This is a genomic window from Microcoleus sp. B4-C1 (assembly GCF_036705285.1).
In the GTDB taxonomy this organism is placed as follows: Bacteria; Cyanobacteriota; Cyanobacteriia; order Cyanobacteriales; family Microcoleaceae; genus Microcoleus.
In genome coordinates, this window is record NZ_JAUBUC010000010.1 from 30,558 (window position 1) to 46,458 (window position 15,901).

Consider the following 15,901-nt stretch of genomic DNA (forward strand, 5'->3'; position numbering starts at 1 on the left):
TAAAAAACATCGTTACAGGTTTGTAGTGAGAACGAAGAATCCTCGTTACAAACCTATTTTATTGCGATTGTACGATGCCTCTGACATAAGCGACAGCTAAAGGGGAAATTTTTTCTGTAACTGTTGCGATAACTTGGCGATCGAAGTCAGTCCAAACTCTGGGGCGATCGAACATACAAGGCTGCAAAACCCCCCACAATAAGCCGTCAGCACAAAGGTGAGCGTGGATCAAAGCTCGATGTCCGAACTCTTTGGCTTCAAAATCTTTGTTGACAACTTCAGGATTCGCTGTTTCAACATCCTCAACAAAAATCGACGGTTCAGTTCGCAAAGCTGCTGCAAACAAAGGGTCTTCTTCCCCTAAAGATTCGGGTTCTTTTTTCCATTCCGCGTCGCCAATCTCTGGAAAGTTCGAGTTGCGACGCCAGCAGTAAGGTACTCTGCCTCTTTGCGTTTCAGGATTGCGGAGGTAGAGAAAGACCCGATCGCAATTTAACACCTCGCCTAAAGCCGGCACCAAAGCCGAAAAAACAGCATCCGGCGTTTTGCTGTCACTCAAAATTTTATCCAGAACTTGCGGCAGAATTTGCTCGGTCATTAACTTTAGCTTTTGAATTTCATCTATTAATTTTAAACTACTCCTTCTCTTCTCTTCTCTTCTCTTCTTTTACGCATTTGTCATCAGTGTCTTCGCGTTTCGTTAAATCGCTAGAGGAGACAAGTTTTAAAACCAGAGGGAATGGAAAAAATTTAAAACTTGCTCAATGCTTTCCTTTGTTTATTCCATTCTGGCTGGGCTGAAGTTAGCACCCGTATAACCGGTTGTCAGCCAAAGAATAGCCCTAGCGCCGTCGCGAACAGCTTTTTGCATCGGTTCGGGGGTTCGCCCAGACGGAACTGCCACAGGCTTAAAGGTAATGCCTCGACTACCGAGTACGATTTCGCCGATAATCTGAGCTCGCCGCATATGATCGTCAGAAGTGATCAGATACACGCTCTCAATCCCTCTAGCTTTCAATTCATCTACCAGGGTGGTAAAATTTGTTACCGTATCCACCGCTCTGTAGTCTAAGTGCAGGCGATCGGACTCAATTCCCGCTTCTGAAAATACCCATTCCGCGAACTCAGGATTGCTCCCAGACGACACCCAAATTGGCAATTCAGGGTGATCCTGAGCAAATTTGGCGGCAAACACCTCTCGCTCAGTAGCCCCACCTAGAACTAACAAAGCTTGGGGTCTCTGAAATTCGCTCTTAACCTGCTGATAGCCCAACCAACACGCCATCAAAAGTCCTACTAGGAACCAAAAACTGCGTGAAGTGTTCAAACGCTTGTAACGCTGCGTGTTTGAATTGATTCTTAACCACATCTAAACCTATAAAAATTTTATGTAACTGACAAAGGAACCATAACAAAAAATACCGCACCTATAGCCCACTAACAGGAATTAAAAATTAAAAATTAAAAAAGGGTCGGCGGATCATAGGATTTTAGATTTTAGATTTTAGATTTTAGATTTTAGATTTTAGATTGACTCTACGCTTGTGGTGCGGCTTCAATGGGGGATTTTAGATTTTAGCTTTCAGATTTTATACCAATCGCCTTGGCGGTTGGTATAAAATCTGGGAGCCAATTCCTTAGCGGATATGCAAAAAAGAGGGGCAAAACTTAAGCTTTCCCCTCCTGCTGTTAATTTTTCTTGATTTTTAACGGGACTGGCCGGGTTCGAACCGGCGACCTAGCGCTTCAGATTTGTGTGAGTTTCCCCACTCTCTGGACTATACCTTCACCATATGCTTGCAGCTTTTAGGTGGTGACCGTCTAGTCTCTAAACCTTCCTGATTTCCATATAGGCGATTGTTTAATCGCCCTGAACTCAGGCTTGGCTTGGTATTGCCTTAGAGTCATAGGAACCCATAAACTCTTTAGGTTTCACCAAATTTGACCACATTCACTCCTAGAGTTTCCTCGCAGGGTGCCCGATTCTTCAGGAGGCGCTTGCTCTATCCATCTGAGCCACAGCCCCAGTTGCTAAACCGTTTTGATTATAGCAGTTAATGTCGATTTTGAATTTTTTATTTTGGATGATTAGCGATCGCCAGTTGCGAGTTTCGCAGCGATGCGGGCCAAGTTTTCTGCTGCGGTGAGTTTACCAGCACCGTAACAGGCGCGCTGTCTCCATGCGGTGACGGGGAGATGTCCGGGGGGAGCATCTTCGTTGAAGGAGAGCTCACTGTAATATTTCCAATTTTCCTTGACTCGCCAGCCGACTCGATCGCAAAATTCAGTATAATTTGCCCCGGTACTTTCCCAAATCTGCTGCTGCACGCTCAACCCGAACCGCCCGCTGCTGTATTGTTGCCAAAGTTGGTCGATCGTGCGAAGGTCTGTAGGAGGAAAACTGTCAATATCGGCTGCACTCAGCCAGCCTTCGTCTTCTCTGACAGCGATTTGCAGCAAGATTTCCCAAGTGTGTTCATCAGCTTTGCGCCATTTTCCAGTTTCTAATAGCTTTGTCAGTTGGCGGTAGTCCATCCCCACTTCCGAGATAGCCGCAGTTGAGTCAGGTATGGCGCCGATTTTGTCTTCTAGTCGCAGTAGAGTGCTGACAATCAATTCGGGGTTTAGTTGCTCGAGGCGGTACAGAACCCCTTCTAACTGAGATTGAATGTATGTGCGGGCGATCGCACCTTGCTGCACTTCCCCCTGCAACTCATCAAATTTAGCTAACCAATTTTGTTGATTGCGGGCCAATTCCCACATTTGTTTGGCCCACTGCAATCTAACTTGTTCTTTTTTTAAATAAGTTTTGGAAGGCTTAGCACGTTGCGGGTAGGGAGTCAAATCCCAGCCGCAAATCGAGCAAAACTCTGCTTTTTCTTCTATGTATTCAGCACCGCACACTGGACAGTTAGACATATTGCCATCAATTCGGTTGCCAAGTAATTATATGACATCTGGTAAATTAACCATAATTCGATTAGGTACACACTTTGCAACCTACAATTACAGTTTATCTGTACTAATGTTCGCTTTTCGCACCCCAAACTTAGAGTTAATTATACCGCTCTAACAAGGCAAGCGAATAGTAAACAAACTGCCTTGGCCCAACTCTGATTTTACCTCGATCGTCCCGCGGTGAGCTTCGACTATTTGGCGGCAGAGGTGTAGTCCCAAACCTGTACTGGACTTCTTATGAGTTCCCGAGCTAAACCTTTCAAATAACTTTGCTTGTTCGGTGGGAGAAATGCCGGCACCGGTGTCTTTGATGTCTATAATTACCCATGCCAGCGGTTGGTTTTTGAAGCTAGTATAAGCAGGGGAATTAGCAGCTTTTAAGCTGACATCTATTGAGCCGTTGTCGGTGAATTTAATTGCATTTCCGATTAAATTTGTCAGCAAACGGTGTAGCTCCAGACGATCGCCCGGATACTTCGCAATCGGTGCACTTTCTGCACTTTCTGTCAAGTCTAAATTTACCGACAAACCTTTAGCATCCGCTAGGGGAGCTAGTTCTTCAGCTACCTCAGTAATAAGCTGGCGCAAGTCCACGGCCGCGAAACTTAGGGATTTGCGGCCTGCTTCGTAGCGATATACTTCCAGCAACATATTTACCATCGCGATCAGGTTTTTGTTGCTGCGAACCATCGTCCCGAAAGCCTCGCGCATGGGAAGGGAAATTTCTCCCAAAGCTCCCTGCTGCATTAAAGTTAGCATTCGATCGGCTGCTACCAGGGGTGTTCGCAAGTCGTGAGCGAGTCGGGAGACAAAATCTTCGCGCTGGAGGGCGATCGAATTGCGCTCGTCTACGCTGTGTTTTAGCCGCAGGAGCGATCGAACCCTCGCCAGCAGTTCATCCATTTCCACTGGTTTGCGGATGAAATCGTCTGCTCCCATGTCCAATCCCTGCACTACGCTGGCACTGTCGTGAGCAGTGATCAGCAAAATCGGCATAAAGGGCAATTCCTTATTTTCTCGGATTCGTTTAGTGACTTCGTAACCATCCATTCCCGGCATCATCACGTCTAGCAGTACCAAATCCGGGGGTGACTTGTCAATTTGACTCAAGGCCGAAAAGCCGTTTTCTGCCGTGCTAATTTCGTAACCTTCTTCTTCCAGGATTGTCTGCACCAACAAAACATTATCTGGTGCGTCATCTACAACCAGAATCCGATCGGCTTTTGTGGCATTGGGAACAGATAAATAACTCATTTAATTGCTAGCCTGGAAATATTTTTTCAACTTTAATATGGTATCCAACCTATGATTTCACATTTTTACACTTGTTAACTCTGTCATAAGGAATATCTCACAACTTTATCAAATCTTTTTACTTTTTATCAGTCGGATGTAATATAATCTACTACTTAGTTGTCATCGTATGCACACCGTCCCAATCATCGGGCGGGGGTACTTCCAAATAGCTCAGGGATCGGTCGAGGTGAACTTCCACAGGTCGATCGCTGGGTCGCATTGCTAAAGCCGCTTCAAAATAACTAATAGCTTTCTGAAAATTTCTAGCAATATAAGCATCCCTACCGTTACTATAAAGTTCCAAAAACCGAAGGGTTTCCCCATCCATGGGTTCAGAACTATTTTGCAGCAACTCGTAAATACCCACTGGCTGATTTTTGCCCTTAACTCGCACCTTGTCTAACTCTCGCACCCAAATTCCTTCTCGACACAAACTGTATGTAAATTCGCTCAAAATTATATCGCATCCGTACTCCTTTGTAAGCTGTTCCAATCGCGAACTCAAATTCACCGCATCCCCAATTACCGTGTAATCCATGCGCTTTTGGGAACCAATATTTCCCGAAACCACCTCTCCGGAACTAATTCCAATTCCGAAGCGAAATGGATCTTCGCCGGGGCGAGAATCATTAAACTCTTTCAAACGCCGGCGCATATCTAAAGCCGACTGCACCGCCATCCAACCGTGGCTTTCCGGGGGATTCAGCGGCAGGGGCGCGCCGAACACGGCCATTAAAGCATCGCCGATAAACTTGTCTAAAGTGCCTTCGTAGTGGAAAACGGCCTCCACCATCGTCTCAAAATATTGGTTCAGCAGGGATACCACATCGGAGGCTCCCAAATTTTCGGTCAGCGTGGTGTAGCCACGAATGTCGGAAAATAAAATAGTCACTTCTTTGCGTTCGCCCACCATCAGGGCGCCTTCACCCAAGGCCATCACTTTATCTACGACTCCAGGAGTCAGGTAGCGGTACATCGTATTTTTCATCCGCTTTTCGTGGCTGATGTCTTCGAGTACCACTAAACCGCCGCGCACGCCGCCCTCTGGATTGATCAGCGGGTTGACAGTCAAATTCAAACTACGTTCAATTAGTTTAATTCGAGAGGCGGGGATGGGCAGCGGACAATAAGGGTGATACAGGGCAGAATTTCGCAGCGCAAATAGAGATTGGGCATTAGCTAATTCTGCCAGCGCTACTTCCTCAGTCCACGCGCTGTTTTCGCCCCAAGCGTAATATAAATTAGGGTCAGTGCGATCGGGCACGGCCAAAATATAACTTTCTTCTTGTTCTTCTTCTTCTTTTTGTTGGGAATTTAGCGTTTTTTCTACCAACAGTCCCACCGTTAAACTTTGTTCGGGAACGTAATGTCTGGCAGCATGGTTGAGACTGTCTTCGAGTCGAAATTGCAAATTTTCGATCGGCACAACTTCCCAAACATAGCGATTCACCAGTTTATCTTCCCAGATCTGGGGATTGTGTTTGCTTTTAGCTTGATTTACCGGACAGCCCAACAATTCTAGGGCTGCTTCGTTGATAGTTACAACTCGCCCCTGTAAATCGGTGGAAATTACTGCATCTGAAAGACTTTGCAGCATATCTTTTTGATACTGCTTTTCCACCATCACGTTTTGAAACAGTTGAGAATTTTGCAGCGCCATTCCCGCTTGGGAATTAAACGCTCGCAAAAACTCTTCGTCGGAAGGGGTGAAACTACCTTGGTTCTTATTAATTAGCTGAGTCACCCCGATCAGCTCACCTTTAGCGTTATGCACCGGCATACACAAGACAGTCCGAGTGCGGTATCCCGTTTGCCCGTCTGTAGAGGGGTCAAAGCGGGGATCGTCGTAAGCCTCTGTAATATTTAGAGGTTGACCGGTCGAAGCCACGTAGCCAGCAATTCCCTTATTAGCAGGAATGCGGAGATCAACCATCGTTTTGCCGTCAGCCTTGGCGACTTTTGTCCAAAGTTCGTTGGTTTCCCGATTTAACAAAAATAGCGTGCTGCGATCGGCCTGCATCAAGTCGCGAGCTTGATCCATGACAGAGCGCAAAGTTGTTTCCAAGTCAAGACTTTGACCCAAAGTAGTGGTGGCTCTCAACAGTGCGGCAACCCCTCGCTGGTTGCGGGCGACGACGTAGAAAGACTGACAGCTTTCGAGAATAATCCCGATCGAATCTGCAAAAGCCTGGAACTGCTGTTCGTCTTCCTCGCTAAAGGGGGCATCGCCAGCTTTATTTAACAGTCTGACCACCGCTACGGGTTCATGTTGGCTCTTGCTGCTAAAAATCGGCATACAGAGGATGGTCTCGATGTGGTAGCCCGGTGGTTCGTCTACTTCGGTATTAAAATACTCGTGCGATCGAGCTTCGGCGACATTGATCGATTTTCCGGTTGTTGCTACGTAGCCTAAAATGCCTGCATCCATCGGCAAGCGCACTTCTACATCTTCGCCCGTAAGTGGATCGACTGTTTTGTGCCACAGTTGATTTTTGTTGGAGTCAACCAAAAAAATTGTTGTCCGGTCTGCTTGCAAAATTTGACCAATTTTCACAGTGAAGGCATCTAAAAGTTGCTCTAAGAGACTTTCGAGTGCTTCATTGTTAATCAGGTCCATCGCCCGGATAAATTGCTGAAATTCAGCCGTGATAAAGTCCAGCAGGCACACTAATTCAGGAACTGGCAGGCTCTTAACACGGGAGGTCAATGCCCCCATAAAATTGACTTGAGTCAGTGTAGCCAGAACGCTACCAGTATTGGAGAATGTCATGATTAACTGCTTGCTCAGAGGGGTAGACTGACCGCAGGTCGATCTGCGCGAGATTCGGCGGCGGTGCAAACTCTTGAATTTGTTTGCAAGCGCATCGGCACTCGCTTGTCGCTTTGATGAATCGTGAGTTCAAAAGTGGCGCACGCAACTTCAGTTTGCTTGTTATGTATGCTCGATCGATCTTTTTTCCAACCTCGATACTGATGAGGGTTCGTCAATTCAAGCTGAACTGGAGTTCGCAAAACAGAAGGCCTGAAAATTAGGTGACAGGCTTTAGTTCGATCGACAGTGCAATGTAGATTTGACGTTCTGTGCTCGGCCCCAGCGCGCGGTGTTACTGTTTTAGCGCACTCGGCGACCGTATCCGGTCAGGTAAAGGGCGCTATGAAAGCAGCGCGCAAGGCATTCCTACAGAGCTTACTCATAGTTTAATGGTAAACGCAACAGCAGGATAGCGACGGTAATTTATGCAGCAAAAAAGTTTGATCGGTCTTTGAAAACATCCCTATTCAATACCAACTGACGATCGAACAGCGAAGCTAAGCTGACGGTGATGTTTAAAGGTGCTACAGATCCTGACATTTAGGCCGCTCTGGGCATGGACTGGGCAAACACCACTGATTGATAGTACCGCTGGAGTTGTGCGGCGGCGGCGGCCCAACCCCAGCGTTCAGCTTCTCGGCGAGCGTTATGGCGCAGGGTTTCCCGTTCTTCGGGATTCGCAAACAGACGCTTGGTGGCAGCCAGAGCTCCTTCTTCGTCGGCTGGGTCAAATAAATATCCGTTAACACCGTCGGTGACGATATCGGGAATTCCGCCGCTGCGCGCCGCCACTACAGGCGTCCCCGCAGCCATTGCTTCTAGGAGCACTAAGCCCAGGGTTTCGGTGCGGGAGGGAAAAATGAAGGCGTCGGCAGATGCGTAAGCTCTTGCGAGTTCTTGCCCCTTGAGGTAGCCGACAAAATTGGTGGGTGTACCGGCAAAATATTGTTCAAGGGTTTGCCGATGCGGGCCGTCTCCCACTAAGGCGAGGCGGGCGTCGGGAATTGCTGCGAGGACTGGTTTGATGCGTTCGATTTCTTTTTCTGCACCGAGGCGGCCGACGTACAGCAGCAGGGGACTGTCTGGGTTATTTTGAGAAAGGCGCGATCGCATTTCTCGACTTGCCAATTCCGGGACAAACATTTCAGTATCTACGCCCCGCTGCCACAAATCTACTCGCTCAATGCCGTGGGTTCTCAATTCTTCCACCATTGCTGTAGAAGTACACAAATTCAGTTCTGCTTGGTTGTGAGCACCTTTGAGCAATTCCCACAATAAAGGTTCGAGGACTCCAAAACCGTAATGGTGCAAATATTTCGGCAAATGCGTGTGGTAAGAAGCCAAAATTGGAATGTTGAACTTTTTCCCGTAATATATACCGCCCAATCCCAAAATAGCGGGATTGACAACATGAATAATATCCGGTTTAAACTGCTCTAATTGGCGACCGACAGCCGGAGAAGGAAGTGCCATTTTCAATTCCGGGTACATCGGCAAAGGCAAGCCCTCCACACCGTAAACTCGGGCGCCTTTGTATTCTTTAATCCCGTAATCTGGAGAAAATATCAGAACTTGTTCGCCCGCGCGCTGCAAGTGATCTACAGTGTGAATCAGGCGCGTCACAATGCCATCTATTTTTGGCAGAAATGTTTCAGTGAACAGAGCAATTTTCATAGTAAATTGTTTAGGAAACCGATAATCGTAGTTTCTGGGAGATGTCAGGGTCGGTAACAGGATACAATGTCTCGCAGGGGGTAAGTAATTGCGAGCTATAGCCTCCTTTATATTGATGCTGTTGCTGCACGAATTCTGAAATATCCTCGATGTTAACAATCCATTCTCGCGCGTAACTGGCTAAAACACTGCCGCGCAAACCCAGTTGAATTGCCCGCCGTTCCAGTTTTGCTCCACTTGGGTGATAATCCGGGTCCCATTGCAGCCGTACAGCCGAATTTTTAACAGCTTGTTGCCATAATTTTTCGCTGCCATACACGGCTGGAACGAACTTAGAATAGACAGCGGATGCTAAAATTTCATCAAAAGCCGATCGCTTCAGCCAAATAGCCAGAATTACTTCTTGTCCGGGTTTTGTTCCCCATTCCGATCGATACATCATCCATAGAAAATTGGGCTTAATCCAACTCATGCGATTCAGACTAAATTCCCCACCGAAATAACCTTGTTCCGCTGCAAAAAGACCGATCGCCGGACGGTAAGCTTGGTACACTACAACGGTATTTTCGTCAAATTGTGCCAGAATGTGACGACCTGTTTTCGGCCATTTACTTGCCTGGTTTAAGTATGGTTCGGTTCGCAGATTCATTGCCACTAATTACGATCGAGATTTTTCTGGGGGCAACATACAAATTCCGTGAATTCCGCTCGATCCAATTATCCCACCTCAAAGCAATCCCACACCTTCGGCAAAGCAATTAATTCTGTGAATTTCCTGTGCAGTTTTAGCAATTAATATTTCCCTTTCCCCAGCAGCCGGTGATTCGCTAACTCGGCGGTAATTTTGATTACTCGCCGTTAGTGCCGCCCATTCCGGTATTAAATAATAAGAACGAACTGCACTCGCTGAAAATCCCGGCAGAACAACAAAAAGCAACAGAATAATCGTGCGAATTTCTACAGACAGCATTTATTCCCAAAAAGCCAGCAGTAAAAACCTAATGGAATTTTTTAATTAACCGCAGAGGACACAGAGGACACAGAGAAAGAGATAAAAAAGATAGATTATCGTAATATACAGCAAACTCCATTCAGAACTTGCGAACCCTTCTCCTCTCTTCCCTTCTTTTCTCTTACTTCGCGCCCTTCGCGCCTTCGCGGTTCGTTAAAACGCTCTTTCCCCGCAGATAGAGGCCAGAACTTACTTCCAAGAAACCTTCGGCAAAATCTGGTTTTTATCGACACGGTGCTGATATTTTGTCGCAAAATTCAGCAGAGAATCGAGCAGGGAATCTGAGAGATAGTGCGGTTGCAAACCCAGGTCTAGCAAATTGGTGTTTTTGGCATTGAAATAATGTTCTTCTTTCTCGACTCTGGGATTTTCGATGTTGTTGATTTCTACTTTTAATCCCATTGCCATGCCTGCTTTTTGCACCAAGGAGGCTAAGTCGCCGACGCTGAATTGTTCGGTGAATTGGTTGAAGACGCGGAATTGTCCGGCTTCGGCGGGGTTGGCTAGAGCCAATTCCACGCACCGCACGGTATCCCGAATGTCTAAGAAGCTGCGGGTTTGTCCGCCACTGCCGTAAACGGTCAAAGGATGACCGATCGCAGCTTGGATGCAAAACCTGTTCAATGCTGTACCGAATACTCCGTCGTAGTCCAAACGGTTGATCAACAGTTCATCCATGCCGGTTTCATCTGTGAGCACGCCGTAGACTACGCCCTGATTTAAGTCGGTGGCTCTTAAACCCCAGATTTTGCAAGCAAAATGGATGTTGTGGGAGTCGTGGACTTTTGACAGGTGGTAGAAACTGCCTGGTTGTTTGGGATAGGGTAGTGTATCCTTGCGACCGTTGTGTTCGATCGTGATGTAGCCTTCTTCAATGTCAATATTCGGCGTGCCGTATTCGCCCATTGTCCCTAATTTCACTAGGTGACAATCGGGGAAGTCTTCGCGGATGGCGTACAGCAGGTTGAGTGTCCCGACGACGTTATTGACTTGGGTGAGGACTGCGTGTTCGCGATCGATCATTGAGAAAGGTGCCGAACGCTGTTCGCCAAAATGGACGATCGCCTCTGGTGCAAATTTTCTCATGCTTTTGCTGAGAAAATCGTAGTTGGTGATGTCACCGACGAACAAGTCGATCGACTTGCCCGTTAAATCTTGCCATCGCTGGAGTCTTTGCTGAATCGGTGCGATGGGAGTGAGGGTGTCGCTGCACAGTTCCAGATCCCAGTGCCGCCTCACGAAGCTGTCGAGGATGCCAACTTCGTAACCTTTGTTAGAAAGGTAGAGTGCGGTTGCCCAACCGCAATAGCCATCGCCACCAATAACCAGGACTTTCATAAATCAACGGTGAATCTTGCTTGCCAATACTGGGTTAATGTACCAGGTATTGGTGCATTCTGAACCTTTAATAAGCGCGTGTTCGCCCAGGAAGGACTCTGTTTTTTTGGATTAACCCGGAATTTCGTCGGCGAAACTGGCCCGGCGGGTGAATTCAAAGGGGCCAGCCTGGGCTCCCCAGACGTGGGCGTCGGTTTCTGGGTCGCGCCCGCGATCGTGGCTAATAAATTTGTCTTGGTCAATCTCGAATTCGCTGTCTAGATAGGTTTTTTTGCCCTTTCTGACCACCATGCAGCCTTTTCCGGGTTCGACAGACCCTTTGAAGCTGTTGCCCGTCCACTGCGTAATAAAGGTGCAGCCGGGAAGTAGAGTCAGTTGTTCTTTTTTGATTTCTTGCAGCCGTTGCGGGTCGCGGGCCGCGCCGTAGAATTGTTCTTCGTTTTCTATGGCATAATTTTCGATGTCGATTCGATCGCCCACTGGGACTAATTTCAAAACTCGGACTCGGTACGGTACGTGCAGTTCAATATCGTAGGCTTGTTCTAGGTACAAGCTGATTCCATCCAGAACTTCGATCGGCAAAGGTCTCATGCAGACGCGGATGTGGGCGAAGAATGGCGGGTTTTCAAAGGCTTGGGCTTGGTTGCTGAAATCGGCGGCCATCCAGCGGGCGAGGGTGACGATATCTGTGGAATGAGACATATCGATTTTCGATTTTAGATTTTAGATTTTGGATTGGGGGAGTAGAAGTTATTTTAGGGGAAAGGGCGCATCAGACGAAATTCTGCGACAATTATTCAGAGTTTGAGTGTTAAAAACCCCCTATGGTCGCCGCGTCATTGCCATCACAGCATCAACAGTAAGCTCGGGTACAATACTTAAAGTTGGTAAAATGTCTGCTCCCGAACAAACTAGGGGTAGGTTATCGCCCTGCCATACCCAAACTTGTTGGCGAGATAAATCTATTAACCATGCTAATTGCGTTCCATTGCTAAGGCAAAGGAGAATCTTATTCTGCAAATCTAAAGTGCTTTGATTTGGCGATCGAATTTCAATCAACCAATCTGGCGCTCCATCAAACGGCCCGTCTTCATCAGGAAGCCGATCGCACGCTACGATCGCGATATCTGGCACTGGTGAATGGGGAGGTACCAAGCAGCGCAATTCTGGGACTGCTTCAAATCTATCGGTACGATCGTTTATATAGTTAACCAAGTTGTTTTGCAGTCGCGAGTGAAACAGAGTTGGCATAGTTTTTTGAACTGCCCGCCCTGCAATCAATTCCCATGCGGGCGAAGACTCAATATTTGGTTGAGCGAGAAACTCTTCTAGTGAATGTGTTGCAATGGAATGAACCATGTTTTTTTACCGGACTTCACTGTGCTTGTCACGCGCAAAACTCTACTGCATTATACTGCAAAATCAATGTCTTTTCTTCTGACAACTCTCGAATCTTTAGTCGAACTCGCCTCATTGGTGCGCCCTCAATCTTCCAAAACCTCAACCAAATCTTCCATCGTCACGTCGAAAGCACGGGCAATTTTGTAGACAGCAGAAAGATCGACTGTGTTTAAAGCATCGCGCTGAACGTAGCTTCTGACAGTGTTGTAATTAACTCCGGATCGATCGGCAACTTGCTTTAGTGTCCAACCCTTTTGCTCAGCTAGTTCTCGAATCCGCAGTCTAACGTATCCCATGTTTTAACTTGACATTGATGCGTATGCAACATATGATATCTATGTACACTGAAAACGATCGCCCTCCTAGCCTCGAAAACTTAAGGGCGATCGCATTCTCTACCAAACCCCGCAAACGCGGGGAAAGATGATTCTATGATACCAACATCAAGGCCCAAATTAAACACTCATCCCTGGTGTATCGTGTGGCAATTACCAAATATGCAGCGATTGGTGGTTGCTCGGTTCCACCGCCGGGGCGATGCGGAGGGATACATACAGATTTTACGGCGGTTGTTGCCGACTACTAAACACGCGATCGTTTTTGATACGACAGGGGCTGAGAAATTGCCACAAGTGCGATCGACTCAATGAGATTGAATGTTTTAATTAATCAGGAGCGATCGAATTTTATAACAAGTGCGATCGCTCCTTCATTAAATCCACTTAACAACGGATAAGCTACAATATTTCAAGAGTATCTGAGAGCTTCGATCCCTATGAATACTCAATTAATGGTAAAACCTTCTTCTTTGATGCCCCAAGGCATCAAAATGGTAGAATTTGGGAATATTTACTTATTCAGATTTACCGACGATCTCCAATCTCGCATGGAAGAACTGCTAGAGAGAAAAAGACTAGATTTGTTAGCTGTCGATGAAATTCCAGAATTAGCTGGCATCATGGAACTCTCCCGAATTTTTACCTTGATTAACGCCCAACTTTCCACTCAAGCTAAATGGTGTCCGATCGCACTCGACAATTTATACGACAACGAGCTAGATATCTCTGCGAATACTGCCACTCTCCCGAATATCTAAGCCCAGAGCGCTTTACCATAGATCATCTCATGCCCAAATCTATCGGCGGATCTGATGACAGTGAAAATTTAGCATTAGCTTGCCGTCGCTCCAACGAACGCCACTACAATTTTACCAACGGAATTGACCAGGAAACTCAGCAAGAATGTTTATTATTTAATCCTCGTCAGCAGCAGTGGTCAGAACATTTTATCTGGACTGCAGATGGTCTAAATATTGTCCCTAAAACTCCCATAGGTCGAGCAACTTGCAATCGGCTTGACCTTAATGATGAACGTTATGATCAAGAGGATTCGATTCGGCGATCGCGCAGGTTTTGGGTAGAAGGTGGTTGGCATCCACCTGCTGAAGATGCTCGTCAATTAGAATAAGCACGATCGTTCAACCCAAAAGTTTTATGAAATCAAGCACTTGCCAGATCGATCTACAGATAAAACTAGAGATTTTTCGCGCAAATACTTCGCCCAAACGATACTGTTACCAGAGGTTTTAAACCTCTGGTAACAGTATCTAAAGTAGCAAATTAGATGAGTTTGACAGCCCGCAGACCAAACATCAGCACTGTCGCCAAGCCAATCATGCCGCCAAAAATCCCAAAATAAGTTATTGCTCCGCTAAGAGTCATTGCAATTTCTCCACAACAATCAATAAAAAGACATTTGACACTCCCCAGCCTTAATGGGTGGGGATTCTTGGTTCACTGATACACCTTAAAACTCTCTATCCTTTCGGCACTACTTAAACCAAAAACCCGGTCAATAGAACTAAGTTTCGAGTCTAATTTAGAGGAGTCCCAGCGGGCTTATCTCCGCAAGCTTTAGAGGATTGCTCCCCTTGTTTCCGTATGCCCTACGGTACAACTTGAATATCAAGTATTTGATTTTGCCCTTTAACGGGTGCTCATTGGCTACCCTAGCTCTGTTTATCGTGGTTATCGCCATCCACTACGCATTACTACTTCCTATCCTGTCAAGTGGGGACACCCCAGATTTATATTGTCTTGTGATAGCGGTTTTTCAGCCTGTGCTATTTCTAGTATGCCATACTAGAGCGACACTATATCGACATTAATCCGTCGAAGTGACGGGGTTTTCAACCCAATTTTCTGATAATCTAAAATCTAATATCTAAATTAGATAAATATGCAATCCATAATTAAAGTTGACTTGGGGCCACAATCTTACAATGTTTGCGTGCGATCGGGCGGTTTAGACCAACTCGGCAGTCTGATGGGCGATCTAAGTTTGGGCAAAAAAGTTCTGCTGGTGTCGAATCAGTCGATTTTTCGGCAGTACGGCGAAAGAGCAACCGCAGCCCTCGAATCAGCCGGTTTGGAAGTCAGTAGCTGCATTTTACCACCGGGAGAACAGTACAAAACTTTAAATTCGGTGCAGAAGATTTACGGTGCGGCTTTGGCAAACCGTTTAGAACGTTCCTCGACAATGGTGGCTTTGGGCGGCGGGGTGGTTGGCGATATGACGGGTTTTGCGGCCGCGACTTGGCTGCGGGGAATTAATGTCGTGCAGGTTCCGACTTCGCTGCTGGCGATGGTTGATGCTTCTATTGGCGGCAAAACGGGGGTAAATCATCCTTTAGGGAAGAATTTAATCGGGGCTTTTCACCAGCCACGTTTGGTTTTGATTGACCCGGATGTACTCAAAACTCTGCCGGCGAGGGAGTTTCGTTCGGCGATGGCGGAAGTCATCAAGTACGGGGTGATTTGGGATGCTGAACTTTTCGGGAAGTTGGAGAATTGCAAGCGTTTGGATCAAATGCGCTATGTGAAGGCGGATTTGTTGGCTGAAATTTTGAGCAGGTCTTGCCAAGCTAAGGCTGAGGTGGTTAGCAAAGATGAGAAGGAATCGGGTTTGCGGGCGATTTTGAATTACGGGCACACCATTGGTCATGCTGTGGAAAGTTTGACCAATTACAAGGTGATCAATCACGGGGAAGGAGTGGCTATCGGCATGGCTGCGTCAAGCCGATTGGCTGTGGAGTTGGGAATGTGGGATGCTGAGTGCGATCGCCGCCAGTCTGCTTTAATTGAAAAAGCGGGTTTACCTGCCAAATTGCCGGCGGGTGTGGATGTTGAGGAAATTTTGCATACTTTGCAACTGGACAAGAAGGTGCAGGATGGCAAGGTGCGGTTTGTGCTGCCGGTGCGCTTGGGTGAGGCTGCTGTGAGCGATCGGGTGGATGGGGATTTGATTATACAAGTTTTGAAGGAAATGCTTTAGATTCTCGTTTTTGGGGGTGTTTAACCGCCGCTGAACGCTGATTCACGCCGATCGCCCAAGATGTTTTTTCTTTCAAT

General features: G+C 46.8%; 18 protein-coding genes. 4 read left to right on the plus strand and 14 right to left on the minus strand.

What is annotated here, in order from left to right; translation table 11 throughout:
- Positions 1-58: 58 nt before the first annotated feature.
- The 13 genes from QUB26_RS06080 to QUB26_RS06140 all read right to left on the minus strand — a co-directional run bounded on the left by QUB26_RS06080 (position 59) and on the right by QUB26_RS06140 (position 12,787).
- Positions 59-598 (minus strand): GAF domain-containing protein, encoded by a 540-nt coding sequence (locus tag QUB26_RS06080; protein WP_333317118.1) that lies wholly within the window; start codon positions 596-598, stop codon positions 59-61.
- 180 nt (positions 599-778) lie between these two features.
- Positions 779-1,369, minus strand: coding sequence for a YdcF family protein (locus QUB26_RS06085; protein ID WP_333057390.1), 591 nt, complete (start codon positions 1,367-1,369; stop codon positions 779-781).
- Between the two features lie 719 nt (positions 1,370-2,088).
- On the minus strand, positions 2,089-2,919 hold the full coding sequence (locus QUB26_RS06090) for a GUN4 domain-containing protein (RefSeq protein WP_333317120.1): 831 nt from the start codon (positions 2,917-2,919) through the stop codon (positions 2,089-2,091).
- Between the two features lie 150 nt (positions 2,920-3,069).
- Positions 3,070-4,212, minus strand: a complete 1,143-nt coding sequence (locus QUB26_RS06095; protein WP_333245208.1) for a hybrid sensor histidine kinase/response regulator — start codon at positions 4,210-4,212, stop codon at positions 3,070-3,072.
- 151 nt (positions 4,213-4,363) lie between these two features.
- Positions 4,364-7,024, minus strand: a complete 2,661-nt coding sequence (locus QUB26_RS06100) for a GAF domain-containing protein (RefSeq protein ID WP_333317122.1) — start codon at positions 7,022-7,024, stop codon at positions 4,364-4,366.
- Between the two features lie 14 nt (positions 7,025-7,038).
- Positions 7,039-7,266: a hypothetical protein gene (locus QUB26_RS06105; protein ID WP_333302840.1), complete on the minus strand. Its 228-nt coding sequence runs from the start codon at positions 7,264-7,266 to the stop codon at positions 7,039-7,041.
- A 340-nt stretch (positions 7,267-7,606) separates the two neighbouring features.
- The gene (locus QUB26_RS06110; RefSeq protein ID WP_333317125.1) at positions 7,607-8,740 is read right to left on the minus strand and encodes a glycosyltransferase; all 1,134 of its coding nucleotides are present in this window, start codon (positions 8,738-8,740) and stop codon (positions 7,607-7,609) included.
- 10 nt (positions 8,741-8,750) lie between these two features.
- Positions 8,751-9,389, minus strand: coding sequence for a DUF4291 domain-containing protein (locus QUB26_RS06115; protein ID WP_333245215.1), 639 nt, complete (start codon positions 9,387-9,389; stop codon positions 8,751-8,753).
- A 78-nt stretch (positions 9,390-9,467) separates the two neighbouring features.
- Positions 9,468-9,710 carry a hypothetical protein gene (locus tag QUB26_RS06120; protein WP_333317126.1) on the minus strand — a complete coding sequence of 81 codons (243 nt, stop codon included), beginning with the start codon at positions 9,708-9,710 and terminating at the stop codon, positions 9,468-9,470.
- Positions 9,711-9,941: 231 nt separating this feature from the next.
- Complete coding sequence (locus tag QUB26_RS06125; RefSeq protein WP_333057384.1) at positions 9,942-11,090, minus strand: NAD-dependent epimerase/dehydratase family protein; 1,149 nt, start codon at positions 11,088-11,090, stop codon at positions 9,942-9,944.
- A 111-nt stretch (positions 11,091-11,201) separates the two neighbouring features.
- Entirely contained in the window at positions 11,202-11,792 is a 591-nt protein-coding gene (locus tag QUB26_RS06130; RefSeq protein WP_333057383.1) for a chromophore lyase CpcT/CpeT, read from the minus strand.
- Positions 11,793-11,912: 120 nt separating this feature from the next.
- Positions 11,913-12,449: a Uma2 family endonuclease gene (locus tag QUB26_RS06135; RefSeq protein ID WP_333245224.1), complete on the minus strand. Its 537-nt coding sequence runs from the start codon at positions 12,447-12,449 to the stop codon at positions 11,913-11,915.
- A 125-nt stretch (positions 12,450-12,574) separates the two neighbouring features.
- A complete protein-coding gene (locus QUB26_RS06140; RefSeq protein WP_333245227.1) occupies positions 12,575-12,787 on the minus strand; it encodes a helix-turn-helix transcriptional regulator in 213 nt (70 codons plus the stop codon).
- 135 nt (positions 12,788-12,922) lie between these two features.
- On the opposite strand from QUB26_RS06140, the gene QUB26_RS06145 reads away from it, so the two are divergent.
- From QUB26_RS06145 to QUB26_RS06155, 3 genes are all read left to right on the plus strand, one after another.
- Positions 12,923-13,141 (plus strand): hypothetical protein, encoded by a 219-nt coding sequence (locus QUB26_RS06145; RefSeq protein WP_333245230.1) that lies wholly within the window; start codon positions 12,923-12,925, stop codon positions 13,139-13,141.
- A gap of 125 nt (positions 13,142-13,266) precedes the next feature.
- The gene (locus QUB26_RS06150) at positions 13,267-13,587 is read left to right on the plus strand and encodes a hypothetical protein (RefSeq protein WP_333245232.1); all 321 of its coding nucleotides are present in this window, start codon (positions 13,267-13,269) and stop codon (positions 13,585-13,587) included.
- A 29-nt stretch (positions 13,588-13,616) separates the two neighbouring features.
- Entirely contained in the window at positions 13,617-13,958 is a 342-nt protein-coding gene (locus QUB26_RS06155) for an HNH endonuclease (protein ID WP_333245235.1), read from the plus strand.
- A gap of 152 nt (positions 13,959-14,110) precedes the next feature.
- Here QUB26_RS06155 and petL read toward each other — a convergent pair whose 3' ends face one another.
- Positions 14,111-14,212 (minus strand): cytochrome b6-f complex subunit PetL, encoded by a 102-nt coding sequence (gene petL, locus QUB26_RS06160; protein ID WP_006633742.1) that lies wholly within the window; start codon positions 14,210-14,212, stop codon positions 14,111-14,113.
- A gap of 517 nt (positions 14,213-14,729) precedes the next feature.
- On the opposite strand from petL, the gene aroB reads away from it, so the two are divergent.
- On the plus strand, positions 14,730-15,824 hold the full coding sequence (aroB, locus tag QUB26_RS06165) for a 3-dehydroquinate synthase (protein ID WP_333245238.1): 1,095 nt from the start codon (positions 14,730-14,732) through the stop codon (positions 15,822-15,824).
- Positions 15,825-15,901: the final 77 nt, after the last annotated feature.